The organism is Metabacillus sp. SLBN-84, assembly GCF_053629595.1.
The window spans coordinates 1,280,753-1,296,535 of sequence record NZ_JBRJIP010000001.1 but is presented as its reverse complement, the minus strand read 5'-3'; the positions used below and the strand labels follow the sequence as shown (position 1 = coordinate 1,296,535).

Here is a 15,783-nt window from a genome sequence, read left to right as displayed (position 1 = left end):
GATTGGGTTTTGTTTATGTCGACTGCTCTGCGGCCAGTTTTTTGTTTTCTTCGATCTGCGTCACTTTCATGACGAAGTACTCGATGTTTTTAAAGGTCCAGTAAGATTTGATCAGGTCCTGATTTTTCTGAAGCTGCGATGCGCTTCTGCCGTTCAGGTTCATGTGCTTTTTCACTTGTTTGTAGACAAAATCGGGATAGGCAAGATAGCAGATGAACAGCTGCATTTCCTCTTCTCTGTATGGGAACGTCTGCTGATAGGTGTAAAACCAGTCGGCACAGTTGTCATCTGCAAACGGGTACGTATGGAACGTCCTGTGATAAAAAAGAAGCGCATCATCAATGGGCGATGAATACCTGGCATGTTCAAAATTGGTGAAATACCCCGTTCCCTGTTCATCATACAAGTAATGATGAATGGACGCTCTGCCGTGGATCATGACTTGCCGCACATCCTCTTTTTCCTTCATCATCTCGTACCATTCATCAAGTTTTTTGCGGGCAAATTCTGTCGCACGTGCGGTTTCAAAGTAATAGGTGACGGCCTGCAGTTCAAACGGGGAGAGATACCACTTCTTCTCGCATTCCTCCACGTATTTTTCATACAGGGCTTTGTTGTCATCCCATTGCTTGGCAAGGGTATCGTAATGAATTTTCAGTGCATTCTGATTCAGCTTTTCCTCAGCAGCCGTTCTCTGATGAAGCGCTGCAAGTTCCCTGAACATATTTTTATGCCGCTCATCCCGCTCTTCTTCTGTTTCATTCGTGAGCCAGGGCATAATGTAATACCAGTTCTCTCCGTCTGAGGTAAAAAACTGCCGGTGCCTGTTTCTGAAGATGGGCACATACCCTGAATACCCTTTCTGATGAGCACCGTGAAGCGTTTCGATGAATTGGCCATTCCGGTTCGATGACATCTTTTTTAATGCGTAGGAGGCGCCTGAACTGGCATAGACCTTCGTCAGTTTATCTGTAACAGACTCCGCATATTCCGCTTTCAGCTCATACTCTTTTAAAACCTCCGCAAGTTTATCCATATTTTCTCTCATCATTTTTTGTCTCACTTCCTTTTAACCAGGTCTCATGTAAAGAGACTTACAAAAAAAACAGCTGAGGAACTCTCCTCCCCAAGCTGCTTTCTTTTCTTAATGAGTATTTGCATAAACAGGAATGTAGAGTGTCTGGCCTTCATGCACATCTGCGCTTGAATTCAGCTGATTGACTCTGTGCAGCTGCTGAACCGTAATCCTGTATCGGTCGCAAATGCTGTCAATTGTGTCACCCTGCTGGACAAGGCAGATCTTAAGCTTTGTAAACTCCTCTTCTTCATCTCGTTCAAAAAGCTTCGTTAAGTAGAGGGAGTTTTCCGTATGCTTTGGTTCATCCTGCTTTCTTGCTTCTTCTTCTTTTCTTGCTTTCGGACTTTGCTTTTGAGGCGCCTTATACGTTTCCTCATACTGCGGCCTGCTTGCAAAATAAGAAATGTCCGGTGCAGCGGCTTCTTCCTCTGCCGCCTCTTTTTTCACTTCTACATGAAACGGTTCATAAAGATCCGCATGATTCTGGCTGCCTGTATGCGCAAAAGCATCATACTCTTCTACTTGCGTTTCCTCTTCATACAGTGCCTGAGGTGAGCGGAACAGCGGCTGGAGCTCCGGTTCCTGCTCCTGCTCAAACACATATGCCTGCTCAAGTTCCTGTTCTTCTTCAGCTTCTTCAGCCTCAACAGCCGCATCCCCGCTTGCAATTCCGCTGATTTCAAGGTCAGCTACAAGCCTCAGGTTTCTGCTTTCTGACAGATCATAATCAAAAGATTCAATCGTTACATAAACTTCTTCCAAGTTTCCAATGCGGTTCCTCGGAATCGTGATATCTACAGGAAAACCGTGAACAAGCTGCGATATACCGTCTTCTCTCGTTTCTACATTGCTGATAAAACGGAGATTGGCATATTCAAATTCCTCTTCGCTATAATCCTCATCTATTTTGTACTCACCCGTAAGCTTAAGCGCACCCCGAATCGAGATGTACTGGTCAAACTCCTGGATGGTGATGTCTGGATCTAATGAGATGGATAACAGCTCACCCACTTCCTGTCCCTTTTGAAACCAAACGGATTCCTCAACAGAGAACCGCAATGATGATTGTTGATCCTGTGACAACTTGAACTCCTCCTTTCAGGTGTCCTTACGAAAATACCTGTGACATTAAAGGAATATGCCGCACGGTGAAGGTTTATGATTCTTTTGATTAAATGCCTGGTTTAAGCTCTGTAAATGCAGGGAACATGAAAGATACAAGAAGAAAGGAGTGTTTGATGATGTCAAAAGATCATGGCATGAGCGACAAAGTAAAAGGCAAGGTAAACCAGGCAAAAGGCGAAGTGAAAGATCAGGTAGGCAATGCAGCAAACAATCCTGAGCTTCAGCGTGAAGGAAAGAAAGACAAACTGAAAGGGAACCTTCAGGAAGGCGCCGGAAAAGCAAAAGAAGGTTCAGCTAAATACTGAGTACATAGAGAACCTGCCGCCTGCAGGTTCTCTTTTTTCGGCCCCATTTGCTATACTAGAAGAAAAACAATCAGGAGATTCGTATGAGACCCCTATTCTTCGTTATAATCGGTGCAATCTTTTTACTGCAAATTCCGTTATGGATCACGATTGTATCTGATCTGCTTATGATTGCAGTCGCCATTATCGGACTGACCATTATCCTTGCCAGCAAATGGCTGAGCCGGAAATCAGGATATACACCCAAATAATAAAACCCCCTGCACATTGACGCGCAGGGGGTTTTCACTTTATTTAAGGGCAGCGAATGCTTTCTCTGCCGCTGCAATCGTCTTTTCAAGATCCTCATCACTGTGGGCAGTGGAAAGGAACAGACCTTCGAACTGTGAAGGCGGCAGAAAGACACCTTCGTTTGCCATTTCGCGATAGAACTTCGAGAAGTACTCAAGATTGGATGTTTTCGCTTTTTCGAAATTGATGACGTTCTCGTCTGTAAAGAAAAAGCCAATCATTGATCCCGTACGGTTCACTGTAATCGGAATGCCGTGTTTTTCAGCAGCCGCTGTTAATCCTTCTTCAAGGATGTCCGCTTTTCTGCCAAACTCTTTATAAGTATCCGGAGTAAGCTGGCTGAGCGTTGCATAGCCTGCTGTCATCGCAAGAGGGTTTCCGGACAGGGTGCCTGCCTGGTAAATCGGTCCGCTCGGCGCAACCTGTTTCATAATGTCGGCACGGCCGCCATATGCACCTACAGGAAGTCCGCCGCCAATAACCTTTCCGAGGCATGTCAGGTCAGGCGTAACGCCGAAGTACCCTTGAGCACAGCCGTAATCAACGCGGAAGCCTGTCATCACTTCATCAAAGATAAGCAGTGAGCCGTACTCCTGTGTGATGCTGCGCAGGCTTTCGAGGAAGCCTGGAAGCGGAGGGACAACTCCCATGTTTCCTGCAACCGGCTCCACAATCACGCCGGCAATGTCATCACCGAACTGTTCAAAGGCGTATTTTACGCTTTCCATGTCGTTGTATGGAACAGTTATCGTGTTCTTGGCTACTCCTTCGGGAACTCCCGGGCTGTCAGGCAGTCCAAGTGTTGCAACGCCTGAACCTGCTTTGATCAGCAGAGAATCCCCGTGGCCGTGATAGCAGCCTTCGAATTTCAAAATCTTATTTCTTCCGGTAAAACCGCGAGCGAGTCTCAGGGCACTCATCGTTGCTTCCGTTCCAGAGCTAACCATCCGGATAATTTCAATAGATGGCACGCGGTCAATCACAAGCTTTGCCAGCTCATTTTCAATCAGCGTCGGAGCCCCGAAGCTTGTACCGGATTCTGTCACCTTTTTAATGGCTTCAACAACCGCGTCATTTGTATGGCCCAAAATAAGCGGTCCCCATGAAAGCACATAATCGATATATTCATTTCCATCAATATCGTAAATTTTAGAGCCTTTTCCCCGCTCCATGAAAATTGGATCCATAGCGACGGATTTAAAGGCGCGAACAGGGCTGTTCACTCCGCCCGGCATCAGCCCTTGGGCTTCTTCGAAGGCCTTGCCTGATTTTTCATAACTGCGCATTTGACTTCTCCTCCTGCGATTAGTGTTGTTCCTTCAGCCAGCGTGCACAATCCTTGGCATAATACGTCAAAATCATATCAACGCCGGCGCGCTTCATGCTGATCATCATTTCCATCACGATTGCCTTTTCATCGACCCAGCCGTTTTGTGCGGCTGCCTTGATCATGGCATATTCGCCGCTTACGTTATAGGCAACAATCGGCACGTTAAAGTTGTTTTTCACATCGCGGATGATATCAAGGTAAGACAAGGCAGGTTTCACAATCAGGAAGTCTGCCCCTTCCATCATGTCCGATTCTGCTTCTCTGAGTGCTTCAAGACGGTTGGCAGGATCCATCTGATACGTTTTCCGGTCTCCGAACTGGGGAGTGCTGTGGGCAGCATCCCTGAAAGGTCCGTAAAAGGCGCTTGAGTATTTAATTCCGTATGACATAATCGGCACATCTTCAAATCCGGCTTCATCCAGGCCATGGCGGATAGCAGCCACAAACCCGTCCATCATGTTTGAAGGAGCGATGACATCAGCACCCGCTCTTGCCTGGCTGACCGCAGTGCGCGCCAGCAGATCAAGCGTCGGGTCATTGAGGATTTTTCCCTCTTTCACAATTCCGCAGTGGCCGTGGTCTGTATACTGGCAAAGACACGTGTCGGCAATCACAACAAGCTCAGGGAAATGTTCTTTAATCTGGGAGATCGCACGCTGAACGATGCCGTGGTCATGGTAAGCCTGTGTGCCAAGCTCATCCTTTTGATCAGGCACTCCAAAGACGATGACAGACTTGATTCCGAGATCGCTTACCTCCTGCATTTCTGCATTCAGGTAATCAAGCGAAATCTGCTCAACGCCGGGCATTGATTTTACCTCATTGCGTTTTTGCTCGCCTTCTACAACGAAGATCGGATAAATAAAGTCTTCTGCGTGCAGATGTGTTTCGCGGACAAGTGATCTCATGCTGCCTGTGCTCCGCAGTCTGCGGTGTCTTGTAAATTGAATGTCCATAGCTTATTCCTTCCTTTCAGCATGTGTTTGGATACGGTCAATCATGGCATCGATGGTGTAGGGATCTGACACAATGCCGTCATAGCCGTACTTCTTAAGTGTTTTATGTGTAATCGGTCCAATGCTCACAAGCGTAACGCCCTCAAGCAGAGTATCCAGATTTTTGTTTTTCATGACCTTCATGAAGGCATCAACAGTGGATGAGGAGGTAAAGGTAATGTAATCGAGTTTTTGTTCCTGAAGCAGCTGCTCAATCCTGTTTCCATCCTCTATATTATGTATTGTTTCATATAGCGTAAGGTCTGTCACGGAGAAGCCCTTGAGAGTCAATTCTTTCATAAGAATTTCCCTGGCAAGATTCCCCCGGAAGAGATAAACATGCTGGTCATGCCTGATGCTCCCCGCGATTTCTTCCGCCAGCCTTTCTGCTACATACTCCTTTGGCATGATTCTGACTGTATAGCCCCTGTCTTCAATCAGCTGCCTGGTTTTCCGCCCTACGGCGGCAAACGTGCAATCAGACAGGAAATCAGAAGGGATGCCGTGCTCTTTCAGAAAATCAAAAAAGAAAAGCACACCGTTCATGCTCGTAAAGACGAGGCAGTCTTTGGCATTAATACCCAGGATTGCCTCTTTAAGTTTATGTATATCCTTCGCTTTTTCAAAAGAAATCAGCGGAGCAGTAACAGGAACTCCGCCGGCTTTTTTAATTTTCGCTGCAAAAGTGGTTGCCTGCGTTTCTTCTCTCGTAATCAGAATGTTCTTTCCTGAGAGACCGCCGGCCATTAAAGGTCAAGCTCCTCTTTCACCTTGTCGATCAGCTGCTTTGCCCCCTGAGCTATCAGCCTTTCAGACACTTCTTTTCCCATGGCTACGGGATCTTTGCCTGTAATTCTTTCTTTAAAGATCTCTTTTCCGTCAGGAGAGGCAATCAGTGCGGTAAGCGAAATTTCTTTGTCAAAAGCGACTTCTGCATACCCTGCAATCGGCACCTGGCATCCGCCCTCCATCACGTGAAGGAAGGTGCGCTCTGCCTGAACGGCAAGCTGTGTCGCTTCATCGGTAAAATGGGACAATAGATTAAGCAGCTCATGATCGTCTGCACGGCATTCGATGGAAAGCGCTCCCTGGCCGACTGCCGGAACGCAGTCTTTCGCATCAAGAAATTCTGTCACAACGTCCTGGCTCCAGCCCATTCTCGCAAGACCGGCTGCTGCAAGGATGATCGCATCATAATCTTCATGCTGAAGCTTTGCCAGGCGCGTGTCGATATTGCCTCTGATCCACTTGATATCAAGATCAGGCCTCATGGCAAGGAGCTGGGCGCTTCTTCTTAAACTGCTTGTACCCACCACTGCACCTGCAGGGAGGTCAGCAAGAAGGACGTGATTTTTAGAAATAAAAGCATCCCTTGCATCTTCGCGGTGCGGAATGCAGCCGATTGTCAGCCCTTCCGGCAGAACAGCCGGCATATCCTTCATGCTGTGAACAGCCATATCAATCTCTCCGTCAAGCATGGCCTGTTCAATCTCTTTTACAAAAAGGCCTTTTCCTCCCACTTTTGAGAGGGTGACATCAAGAATCTGATCGCCCTTTGTCACGATTTCCCGGACTTCAAAGTCAAAAGGCAGCCCGATTTTTTTCAGCTGGTCAATCACCCAATTCGTCTGGGTCAAAGCCAGTTTGCTTCGTCTGGATCCTACAATGATTTTGCGCATAATGAGTTCCTCCAACTAGGATGTATCTTGCATTAAGAGTCCCAAATATGAAACCTTGAAAGGCTTCCGAATAAAAAGAAATTAATTAATAAAATTAAAAAGGCTGCTGCGTTATAATAAGCCACCTGTTTTCCATGCCATTCCTTCACGATCCGGCTGTATAAATAGTAGCCGTACACAAGGAGCATCATGAACGAACCGGTTACCTTCGCGTCGTACCAGTGAAAGTTCGGGATTTTCAGATAGGCCCAGATCGTTCCGAGTATTAAGCTCAGTAACAGCATCGGTACACCAATCACATTTAATACATATGACATGTGATCAAGCTTGGCCAGATCGTCAATCCGGATCAGCTGCTTTCCCCATTTTTTCTTCTTCAGCAAATTGTACTGAATCAAATACAAAATAGAAAAAACGAAAGACAGGGTAAAAGCCCCGTAAGACAGGATGGCCATTGTGATGTGGATAAACAAAAGCTCAGAAATCAGCTGTCCGGAAACCGCTGCCGATTCATATTGTGACGGCGCGAATGTGTGGATGCTCAGCATGATAAAACCGAGCACATTTGTAAAAAAGATGATAAAATCCGCTTTCAAAAAACGGTTTAAGACGACTGACAGCGTCACTAGCACCCACGAATAAAAATAAAGCCCTTCTGATATGTTCAGGACTGGAAATCTGCCGGTCTCAAACATTTGATAAAACAAAAAAATTGTTTGCAGCAGCCAAACAATAGAAAGCAACCAGAAGGCAATTTTGCTGGCCTTCCGGTTGTTATGAATAAAATCTATGAAAAAAAAGAGAACACTGAATGCATAAAGAATTATAATCAGTTCGTTTATTCTAGGTAAACTCATTTCTGGCATACATCAAATTCCTCTCACTTACGTTTGAAGTGAAGCTCTTGCCTGCCCAGGCACCGCCTGAGAGCTGCTTAAAGAAACCGAGTTTTCTCTGCGTTTTTGCTCTTCAACTGCTTCTTCAATATCAAAGATCTTCATGAAAAGCTCCAGATTCTGTTCTGCGTCCGACTCAGCAGCAAGCTCTTTCACCTTAAGAATCGGATCGCGGAGCATCTGGTTAATAATGCTTTTTGTGTGCTTGTTCAGAAGCTTCAGTTCACGGTCAGTCAGATTAGGCATTTTGCGCTCGAGGCTTTGCATCGTTTCAGCCTGAATGCCAAGCGCTTTTTCGCGAAGCGCCGAAATGACAGGAACAACTCCGAGTGTGCCGAGCCATTGCTTGAAGGCGACAATCTCTGCCTCTAGCATCAATCCGATTTCCTCCGCTGCTTTTTGGCGCTCCTGAAGGTTGGCGTCCACAATTCCCTGAAGATCGTCAATATCATACAGAAACACACTTTCAAGTTCATCAAGAGCAGGGTCAAGATCACGGGGAACCGCAATATCCACCATAAACAGCGGCTTGCCCTTTCTCATTTTTTCAGCAGGAGCCATCATCTCTTTTGTGATGACAAAATCACTTGAACCGGTTGAGCTGATCAGGATGTCCGCTTCGACCAGCGCGCACTGCAGTTCATTTATCCCTTTTGCATGGCCGCTGAATTTTCTGGCCAGAACCTCTGCTTTTTCAAACGTGCGGTTTACAACCGTCACTTTGCGCACTCCGCTGCCATGAAGGTTCTGTGCAGCAAGCTCGCCCATTTTGCCGGCACCGAGAATAAGGACGTGCTTGTTCGTCAGGTCGCCGAATATTTTCTTCGCAAGTTCAACAGCTGCATAGCTGACAGAAACTGCGTTAGCTCCGATATCAGTCTCAGAGTGTGCTTTTTTGGCAAGCGTCACTGCCTGTTTAAACAGATGGTTAAACACCGTTCCGATCGTACCTTCTGTTTGTCCGAGCATGAAGCTTGTACGCACCTGGCCGAGAATCTGTGTTTCTCCGAGAACCATTGAATCAAGGCCACATGAAACACTGAAAAGATGCTCAATGGCACCGTCGTTTTCGTACATGGTCAAAAAAGGAGAAAATGTGTCCTTATCAAGGCCGAACCACTCGGCTAAAAATGCTTTAATATAATAACGGCCAGTATGAAGCTGGTCCACAACTGTATAAATCTCTGTCCGGTTACAAGTCGAAACAATGATGTTTTCAAGAATGCTCTTCTGCTCTTTCAGTGCTTTCATAGCATCTCCGAGTTCATTCGGCTGAAAGGTCAGTTTTTCACGGATTTCGACAGGGGCAGTTTTATAATTTAAGCCTACAGCTAAGATATGCATAATGTCATACACCCCACATACAAGAATTCTACTACTATTATACCATGTCTCGATTTTTTCTCTTTTTACAAATGTGAACAGTTCTTGAAAGCTTGCCGGACTGTGATATCATACTAGATAAACAGCCGGCATGATTCCGCATGATGATGCGGTTTCGTGCTGATTTGTATTTTAAACAGCAAAAGCTGCAGCAAATTCGTCCACCTTGAACAATACCAAAAAAAGTGCTTACAATCAAGGTAATCGTCTTAATTAAGAGGTGACTGAAATGAAAAAATCGACAAACTTTTCTGCCTACGCCCTGCTTGCGATCGGTTTTTACTATGCGCTGGAAACCTTTCAGATCAAGCTATTTGACCAGCAGCAGTCATGGCAGACCCTGCTCATTCTTTTTGGGCTTGCTTTTCTGATCGGAGGCCATTTTGATCAGGATGAAAATGCCATACTTCCCGGCGTCCTGCTTGGAGGACTCGGCGTGCATTTTCTTTGCTTCGGACAGTTTCCCGACTGGCCTGAACACGCGCCTGCCATCACTTTTATCATCGGACTCGGCATCATACTCCGGTCAGCCAAAACGAAAACAGGATCCGTACAAGGAATCATTCTACTCCTGCTCGCCGCATTTCTCCACTTTTTCGACTCGATCATAAACGGGCTTGGGTGGGTCGAGCAAGGCGTTCAGGTCGTCCAGAAATTCTGGCCTGTTCTGTTAATTCTTGGCGGTTTTTACTTATTGTTTCTTAAGAAGAAGTAAGTTATGTACGAAAAGCGGAATCGCCCGGTTAGCTCCGAAGGACAGAAAAGGATCCGACGAAAAAAGCCGGGTTTGCTTTTTACGGCGGAGCCGTTCTGGCCGAGGAGTTGGGCGATGGAGCTGGACAACGAGAAAAGCGGAATCGCTTGTTTAGCTCCGCAGGACAAAAAACAAAACCATCCGTAAAGTCTTCAACTTGCTTTACTGGTGGTTTTTTTGTCATGGATGACTTTCCTTTATGCTCATTTGTAAATGCTGAAGGGTCATTAACTCCTTGCTTTTAACTCTTCAGGCTGATCCTCAAACGCTGAAGGGTCATTTCACTTTTGCTTTTAACCCTTCACGCTCATCCGCAAGCACTGAAAGGTCATTTCACTCCCGCTTTTAACCCTTCATGCTCTTCCGCAAGCACCGAAAGGGCATTAGCACCTTACTTTTAACCCTTCATGCTCTTCCGTAAGCGCTGAAAGGTCATTTCACTCTTGCTTTTGACCCTTCATGCTCATCCGTAAGCACTGAAAGGTCATTTCACTCTTGCTTTTGACCCTTCATGCTCATCCGTAAGCGCTGAAAGGTCATTTCACACTTTCTTTTGACCCTTCATACTCATCCTCAAACGCTGAATGGTCATTTCACTCTTGCTTTTAACCCTTCACGCTCATCCGCAAGTACTGAACGGTCATTTCACTCTTGCTTTTAACCCTTCACGCTCATCCGCAAGTACTGAACGGTCATTTCTCTACTGCTTTTAACCCTTCACGCTCATCCGCAAGTACTGAAAGGGCATTTCTCTCCTGCTTAACCCTTCATGCCCTTCCGCAAGCACTGAAAGGGCATTTCTCTCCTGCTTTTAACCCTTCACGCTCATCCGTAAGCGCTGAACAGTCATTTCACTCTTGCTTTTGACCCTTTACCGAAAGGCCATTTACCACTTATATCGCTTCGCCCCCCCAATCCAGCCGCGTTTAACCAAACAAGTTCACACTACCCGCATCAAACACATATACTAACGTATTACAGAAGGAGAAATGGAGGATTGGATTGTGCCGGTATCTGTCGTATTCAATATGATCAATGTTGTAAGCATGGCTGCAAATTCCATCATTTCTTCGGGGCAGAACAGCCAGCCGGACTGGAATGCCCAGGGGAAATTCAACTCGGGAAACGGGAACTTCATCAATTCCGGTGCAATTGGCTGCACGAATATTATCAACGATCAGGATCTGGCCGATATGTCGATTGCCCAGCCTGAAAATATAAACCCTCAGCCTGTTTCACAGATTTAGATGAAGAGTTTATCTATACAGTTCACCAATATCAATGTGACCTCCCTGTCCGGAAATTCCGGAATTTTCACGGGGACGAATACTCAATATGACTGGACAGTGAGCATGAAGAGCAATTTTGGATTCGGTAAGATCATGGGTGCGAATAATCTGGCCGTAGATACGGTGAATATTATCCATGATGATGATTTTATGGATTCGGATTTCACTCAGAATCAGGGCTCCAATGATCAGCCTGTCTACCAAAGCTGACTGAAACCCACCGCAAACGGTGGTTTTCTTTTTGCTGTGGTCATACTTCATCAGAGATTCTATATACATGTAATAGGGGAAAATAGTGTGCAGAGTTTGAGAGAGGGGCTTGGAATTGGCAAACATTCATTTTCATTCGATTAATGTATACCAGATAAAGCATAGCTCCGGGATGTTTTATGGGGAGAACTTTCAGTACAAATGGACAAATCGATCCAGCGCCCATGAAGGATTTGGACGAGTACGCGGAAATTCCAATACGATTCACCATACAATCACATCGGCGAACGTTCAGAAAAAGAAAACAGACGGTGAACAGAATTAGGGTGCCACGCTTCCTTTGTCCGCCTGCTGAGACCCTTTTTCTTTTTTTACATGCCCATGCAGGACAAGATGTATCGAATGAGCGATTTCATTTTCATTGCCGGAGACTCTGCCGAAGCCGGAGTGGCTGCCTGCCTCAGTATTCCACTTGACCTGCCTGTTTCTGCCTATAAATACCCCAGAGTTATTTGCTATTTCAAGAACATTAAGGTCTGAAAAAGAAATTTTGGAGGATCTGATTTTCATTGTATCTGCCTCCATTCAAAATTCCGGTTTGCCTCCTATTCTATTCATCAATCGGGCGAACGTGCTAAAGGGGTGAAACGGTATGACGCTTGAGGAAAAGTCTTTCCTGACACTTCTTCGCAAAATGGAAAAAAGACTGCATGCATTAGAGGAAGCGGTTAACGCTCAAAATCAGAGCCGCCAAACCTTTCACATAGACCGGGTACAAACAATGAATGTCCATGAACTTGTTTACAGGCTTGAAAATGTAGATGTAAAACAAGTAAACGGAACAATGAATATAGGAAATACCTTTCTTTCAAAATCACGTCAGCAGCCAAAACGCCAAAAGGACATTTCCATTATCGTCAATGGCACACACATTCCTTACGAAATAAACGAAAAGAAAAACAGCCCCACTCCGCCGGATCATAATCAGGCCCTGTCCTCATCTTTTAGAATCGGAGATATACACATCGGCACAGTGGAAGCTGCTTCAGCCGTGAACTTCGGCAATAACTTTCCTTCCAATTTCAAAAACAGCAGCAAGCTGAATCAGGGGTTCGGCAACATCCTTGGAAATGGAAACGATATCCACGATATCTTTTCGCATCAGGATGAACGGGATACGGTTAAAGTTTTTAGCGAGGGTCCTGATCAGCCTCTGCCAGAATGGCTGAAATTGCTTAAAGAGGAGCAGAATGATGACACCGATGATGAGAAAGAGAAAGAACAATAAAAAAACCTGTGCAGGTCGTTCTGCACAGGTTTTTGCGTTTAGACGCCAGTGTACTGTCTGATGACAGCCCACGATTCTTCTTTGCCTAGCCCTGTTTCGGATGAGAAGCAGATCATCGGGTCTTCAGGGTCTTTGTTCAGCGTTTCTCTTACGACTTTCATGTGTTTTTGCCATTTGCCTTTAGGGATTTTATCTGCCTTTGTAGCAACGACCATGACAGGAATATCATAATGCTTTAAAAACTCGTACATCATGACATCGTCTTTTGACGGTGCGTGGCGCAGATCGACAAGAAGGACGGCTGCACGAAGCTGTCTTCTTTTCGTAAAATACGTTTCGATCATTTTCCCCCAGGCTTCGCGCTCGGTTTTTGAAACCTTTGCATACCCGTAGCCAGGCACATCCACAAAATGCATGATTTCATTGATAATGTAGAAGTTCAGGGTCTGGGTTTTGCCGGGCTTTGATGATGTTCTGGCAAGGTTCTTCCTGTTAAGCAATTTGTTGATAAACGATGATTTTCCTACGTTTGAGCGTCCTGCCAGCGCAATTTCAGGCAAATCAAGATCAGGATACTGATCCGGCTTCACTGCACTGATGACAATCTCGGAACTTGTGACTTTCATTTATTCTCTCCCGTTAATGCATGCTGCAGCACTTCATCAAGATGTGATACAGGCACAAAAGTTAATTCACTCCGTACACTTTCCGGAATATCTTCAATATCCCGTTCGTTGTCTTTTGGCAGGATGATTTTCGTCAGTCCTGCACGGTGAGCGCTTAGTGTTTTTTCTTTTAACCCGCCAATCGGCAGCACTCTGCCTCTAAGGGTAATCTCCCCTGTCATGCCTACTTCTTTTCTGACCGGCCGTCCGGTAAGAGCTGAAATTAGGGCAGTTGCCATGGTAATCCCTGCAGATGGTCCATCCTTTGGCACAGCGCCCTCCGGCACATGAATATGAATATCATTTTTCTCGTGAAAATTCTCATCAATGTTCATTTCTTTAGCGCGCGAACGGATAAAGCTGAAGGCTGCCTGTGCAGATTCTTTCATGACATCGCCAAGTTTCCCGGTCAAAATCAGCTTTCCTTTTCCCGGGGAAAGCGACACTTCGATTGAAAGGGTATCTCCGCCGACAGTCGTATAGGCAAGGCCTGTCGCTACTCCGACCTGATCCTCAAGCTCTGCCTGTCCATACCTGAATTTATTCTTGCCAAGATAATCGGACAGGTTTTTGTCTGTGATGATCAATTTCTTTTTCTCTTCAGATACAATTTGCTTCGCAGCTTTTCTGCAGATCGATGCAAGCTGTCGTTCAAGGCTGCGGACTCCCGCCTCGCGTGTATGGTAGCGCACGATGTTCCGGATTGCAGACTCTCTTATTTGAAGGTGGGATTTTTTCAGCCCGTGATCCTTCAGCTGCTTTGGAAGCAGATGATCTTTGGCAATGTGAATTTTCTCAAGCTCTGTGTATCCGGCGATGGTGATAATCTCCATCCGGTCACGAAGCGGGCCCGGTATCGTGGCCAGATTATTGGCTGTTGCAATAAACATGACCTTTGACAGGTCATACGTCTCTTCAATGTAATGATCGCTGAACGTATGATTTTGTTCAGGGTCAAGCACTTCGAGCAGGGCTGAAGAAGGGTCCCCCCTGAAATCATTGGACATTTTATCGATTTCATCAAGCAAAAAGACCGGATTAATCGTTCCTGCTTTTTTCATGCCCTGAATAATGCGTCCCGGCATTGCCCCTACGTAGGTTCTGCGGTGTCCGCGAATTTCTGACTCATCCCTGACTCCTCCAAGGGAAATACGGACAAAATGCCGGTCAAGGGATTTTGCCACTGATTTTGCAAGGGACGTTTTCCCTACTCCGGGTGGTCCTGACAGACAAAGGATCGGGCCTTTAAGCGAATTGGTCAGTTTTTGGACGGCAAGATATTCAAGCACGCGGTCTTTTACTTTTTCAAGGCCGTAATGGTCCTCATCAAGAATTTTCTCGGCGCGCTTTAGATCAAGACGGTCTTCTGTCGCATTTGACCACGGCAGGGAAATAAGCCAGTCGAGGTAATTGCGGATGACCGAGCTCTCAGCAGAAGTTGAAGGTACTTTTTCATACCTCTCAAGCTCTTTAAGTGCTGTAAGCTTTACATGGTCAGGCATTCCCGCTTCCTCAATCCTGCTGCTCAAGATGTCCACTTCTCCGGTTTTGCCTTCTTTATCGCCAAGCTCTTTTTGGATGGCTTTCATTTGTTCGCGGAGATAGTATTCCTTTTGCGTCCGTTCCATTGATCTTTTAACACGCTGTCCGATTTTCTTTTCCAGCTGAAGAACTTCTTTTTCATTGTGAATAATCTCAATGACCTTGTTCAGCCGCTCTTTAATGTCCAGGGTTTCAAGCACTTCCTGCTTTTCTTTGAGCTTAAGCGGCAGGTGAGAAGCAATGATGTCAGCCATTCTTCCGGGTTCATCAATATCAGAAACGGTCGAGAGCGTTTCTCCGGAGATTTTTTTTGACAGCTTTATGTACTGATCAAAATGATCAAGCAGTGTTCTCATCAGCGCTTCATCTTCAGCATCCTTGCCGTCTCTTTCATCCAAAGGAAGAGCGCTTACCGAAAAATAGTCGCCTTCGTCTGTATATTTGGTCATTTCTCCGCGCTGCATGCCTTCGACCAGAACTCTGATTGTTCCATTTGGAAGCTTCAGCATCTGTTTTATTTTTGTGAGCGTACCTACTTTGAAGATATCCTCTTCAGCAGGTTCATCAATTGAAATATCCCGTTGTGTCGTTAAAAAGATTATGTGATCATCCATCATCGCTTTTTCCAGCGCCTGTACGGATTTTTCGCGTCCTACATCAAGGTGAAGTACCATTGTCGGGTACACTAACAATCCTCTAAGAGGTAGGAGGGGGACGATTTTCTCTTCTTTTTTCGCCAACTTTAAAAGCACCTCCATGACTAAGTATCAATCATTATAATATAAGAGCTTCGTTCTTGTACAATCCTATTCTGCCGACAGAGTCATCTGTAAAGCATATAGGTTTACCTTATGTAGTATACCCTTTCCGTGACCAGAAGACTAAAGAAATTACTTCTTAATCGCAAATTAGCGTAACTTCAAATCGTACCCGTGCCCTCTTCATCCTGTAGA

General features: G+C 45.7%; 18 protein-coding genes. 7 read left to right on the top strand and 11 right to left on the bottom strand.

Annotated features, from left to right (window positions below; translation table 11 throughout):
* Positions 1-13: 13 nt before the first annotated feature.
* Together ysxE and spoVID are read right to left on the bottom strand one after the other, a co-directional pair.
* Entirely contained in the window at positions 14-1,051 is a 1,038-nt protein-coding gene (gene ysxE / locus RKD52_RS06355; protein WP_454099081.1) for a spore coat protein YsxE, read from the bottom strand.
* 93 nt (positions 1,052-1,144) lie between these two features.
* Entirely contained in the window at positions 1,145-2,161 is a 1,017-nt protein-coding gene (gene spoVID / locus RKD52_RS06350) for a stage VI sporulation protein D (RefSeq protein WP_454099080.1), read from the bottom strand.
* A gap of 158 nt (positions 2,162-2,319) precedes the next feature.
* Between spoVID and RKD52_RS06345 the strand changes: the two genes are divergently transcribed.
* Together RKD52_RS06345 and RKD52_RS06340 are read left to right on the top strand one after the other, a co-directional pair.
* Positions 2,320-2,508, top strand: a complete 189-nt coding sequence (locus tag RKD52_RS06345; protein ID WP_029566802.1) for a CsbD family protein — start codon at positions 2,320-2,322, stop codon at positions 2,506-2,508.
* Positions 2,509-2,591: 83 nt separating this feature from the next.
* Complete coding sequence (locus RKD52_RS06340; protein ID WP_139015502.1) at positions 2,592-2,759, top strand: SoxR reducing system RseC family protein; 168 nt, start codon at positions 2,592-2,594, stop codon at positions 2,757-2,759.
* Between the two features lie 39 nt (positions 2,760-2,798).
* On the opposite strand, the gene hemL is transcribed toward RKD52_RS06340, so the two are convergent.
* From hemL to hemA, 6 genes are read right to left on the bottom strand one after another with little or no spacing between them, the layout of a single operon-like run.
* Positions 2,799-4,085 (bottom strand): glutamate-1-semialdehyde 2,1-aminomutase, encoded by a 1,287-nt coding sequence (gene hemL / locus RKD52_RS06335; RefSeq protein WP_454099079.1) that lies wholly within the window; start codon positions 4,083-4,085, stop codon positions 2,799-2,801.
* A gap of 19 nt (positions 4,086-4,104) precedes the next feature.
* Positions 4,105-5,085 carry a porphobilinogen synthase gene (gene hemB / locus RKD52_RS06330; protein ID WP_454099078.1) on the bottom strand — a complete coding sequence of 327 codons (981 nt, stop codon included), beginning with the start codon at positions 5,083-5,085 and terminating at the stop codon, positions 4,105-4,107.
* Positions 5,086-5,088: 3 nt separating this feature from the next.
* Positions 5,089-5,871: a uroporphyrinogen-III synthase gene (locus RKD52_RS06325; RefSeq protein ID WP_454099077.1), complete on the bottom strand. Its 783-nt coding sequence runs from the start codon at positions 5,869-5,871 to the stop codon at positions 5,089-5,091.
* Entirely contained in the window at positions 5,871-6,803 is a 933-nt protein-coding gene (hemC, locus tag RKD52_RS06320; RefSeq protein ID WP_454099076.1) for a hydroxymethylbilane synthase, read from the bottom strand. The genes RKD52_RS06325 and hemC overlap by 1 nt, the downstream gene beginning before the upstream one ends.
* Before the next feature lie 32 nt (positions 6,804-6,835).
* Complete coding sequence (locus RKD52_RS06315; RefSeq protein ID WP_369734705.1) at positions 6,836-7,669, bottom strand: cytochrome C assembly family protein; 834 nt, start codon at positions 7,667-7,669, stop codon at positions 6,836-6,838.
* Between the two features lie 18 nt (positions 7,670-7,687).
* The gene (gene hemA, locus RKD52_RS06310; RefSeq protein ID WP_454099075.1) at positions 7,688-9,043 is read right to left on the bottom strand and encodes a glutamyl-tRNA reductase; all 1,356 of its coding nucleotides are present in this window, start codon (positions 9,041-9,043) and stop codon (positions 7,688-7,690) included.
* A 268-nt stretch (positions 9,044-9,311) separates the two neighbouring features.
* On the opposite strand from hemA, the gene RKD52_RS06305 reads away from it, so the two are divergent.
* The 4 genes from RKD52_RS06305 to RKD52_RS06290 all read left to right on the top strand — a co-directional run bounded on the left by RKD52_RS06305 (position 9,312) and on the right by RKD52_RS06290 (position 11,660).
* Entirely contained in the window at positions 9,312-9,797 is a 486-nt protein-coding gene (locus RKD52_RS06305) for a LiaF transmembrane domain-containing protein (RefSeq protein ID WP_369734703.1), read from the top strand.
* Between the two features lie 1,028 nt (positions 9,798-10,825).
* Entirely contained in the window at positions 10,826-11,083 is a 258-nt protein-coding gene (locus RKD52_RS06300) for a hypothetical protein (protein ID WP_426866548.1), read from the top strand.
* A gap of 105 nt (positions 11,084-11,188) precedes the next feature.
* Positions 11,189-11,335 (top strand): hypothetical protein, encoded by a 147-nt coding sequence (locus RKD52_RS06295; protein ID WP_426866547.1) that lies wholly within the window; start codon positions 11,189-11,191, stop codon positions 11,333-11,335.
* A 115-nt stretch (positions 11,336-11,450) separates the two neighbouring features.
* A complete protein-coding gene (locus RKD52_RS06290; protein WP_454099074.1) occupies positions 11,451-11,660 on the top strand; it encodes a hypothetical protein in 210 nt (69 codons plus the stop codon).
* Here RKD52_RS06290 and RKD52_RS06285 read toward each other — a convergent pair.
* Entirely contained in the window at positions 11,657-11,905 is a 249-nt protein-coding gene (locus tag RKD52_RS06285) for a hypothetical protein (RefSeq protein ID WP_454099073.1), read from the bottom strand. The two genes, RKD52_RS06290 and RKD52_RS06285, sit on opposite strands and share 4 nt — an antisense overlap.
* 82 nt (positions 11,906-11,987) lie before the next feature.
* Between RKD52_RS06285 and RKD52_RS06280 the strand changes: the two genes are divergently transcribed.
* On the top strand, positions 11,988-12,623 hold the full coding sequence (locus tag RKD52_RS06280) for a hypothetical protein (RefSeq protein WP_454099072.1): 636 nt from the start codon (positions 11,988-11,990) through the stop codon (positions 12,621-12,623).
* A gap of 38 nt (positions 12,624-12,661) precedes the next feature.
* Here RKD52_RS06280 and yihA read toward each other — a convergent pair whose 3' ends face one another.
* Together yihA and lon are read right to left on the bottom strand one after the other, a co-directional pair.
* The gene (gene yihA / locus RKD52_RS06275) at positions 12,662-13,249 is read right to left on the bottom strand and encodes a ribosome biogenesis GTP-binding protein YihA/YsxC (protein WP_029279293.1); all 588 of its coding nucleotides are present in this window, start codon (positions 13,247-13,249) and stop codon (positions 12,662-12,664) included.
* The gene (gene lon / locus RKD52_RS06270) at positions 13,246-15,570 is read right to left on the bottom strand and encodes an endopeptidase La (RefSeq protein ID WP_369734700.1); all 2,325 of its coding nucleotides are present in this window, start codon (positions 15,568-15,570) and stop codon (positions 13,246-13,248) included. The genes yihA and lon overlap by 4 nt, the downstream gene beginning before the upstream one ends.
* Positions 15,571-15,783 lie beyond the last annotated feature (213 nt).

Coding starts and splice junctions, on each gene's coding strand:
- ysxE (WP_454099081.1), bottom strand. CDS start 1,051: ATGATGAGAGAAAATATGGATAAACTTGCGGAGGTTTTAAAAGAGTAT.
- RKD52_RS06345 (WP_029566802.1), top strand. CDS start 2,320: ATGTCAAAAGATCATGGCATGAGCGACAAAGTAAAAGGCAAGGTAAAC.
- RKD52_RS06340 (WP_139015502.1), top strand. CDS start 2,592: ATGAGACCCCTATTCTTCGTTATAATCGGTGCAATCTTTTTACTGCAA.
- hemL (WP_454099079.1), bottom strand. CDS start 4,085: ATGCGCAGTTATGAAAAATCAGGCAAGGCCTTCGAAGAAGCCCAAGGG.
- hemB (WP_454099078.1), bottom strand. CDS start 5,085: ATGGACATTCAATTTACAAGACACCGCAGACTGCGGAGCACAGGCAGC.
- RKD52_RS06325 (WP_454099077.1), bottom strand. CDS start 5,871: ATGGCCGGCGGTCTCTCAGGAAAGAACATTCTGATTACGAGAGAAGAA.
- hemC (WP_454099076.1), bottom strand. CDS start 6,803: ATGCGCAAAATCATTGTAGGATCCAGACGAAGCAAACTGGCTTTGACC.
- RKD52_RS06315 (WP_369734705.1), bottom strand. CDS start 7,669: ATGCCAGAAATGAGTTTACCTAGAATAAACGAACTGATTATAATTCTT.
- hemA (WP_454099075.1), bottom strand. CDS start 9,043: ATGCATATCTTAGCTGTAGGCTTAAATTATAAAACTGCCCCTGTCGAA.
- RKD52_RS06305 (WP_369734703.1), top strand. CDS start 9,312: ATGAAAAAATCGACAAACTTTTCTGCCTACGCCCTGCTTGCGATCGGT.
- RKD52_RS06300 (WP_426866548.1), top strand. CDS start 10,826: ATGGAGGATTGGATTGTGCCGGTATCTGTCGTATTCAATATGATCAAT.
- RKD52_RS06295 (WP_426866547.1), top strand. CDS start 11,189: ATGAAGAGCAATTTTGGATTCGGTAAGATCATGGGTGCGAATAATCTG.
- RKD52_RS06285 (WP_454099073.1), bottom strand. CDS start 11,905: ATGAAAATCAGATCCTCCAAAATTTCTTTTTCAGACCTTAATGTTCTT.
- RKD52_RS06280 (WP_454099072.1), top strand. CDS start 11,988: ATGACGCTTGAGGAAAAGTCTTTCCTGACACTTCTTCGCAAAATGGAA.
- yihA (WP_029279293.1), bottom strand. CDS start 13,249: ATGAAAGTCACAAGTTCCGAGATTGTCATCAGTGCAGTGAAGCCGGAT.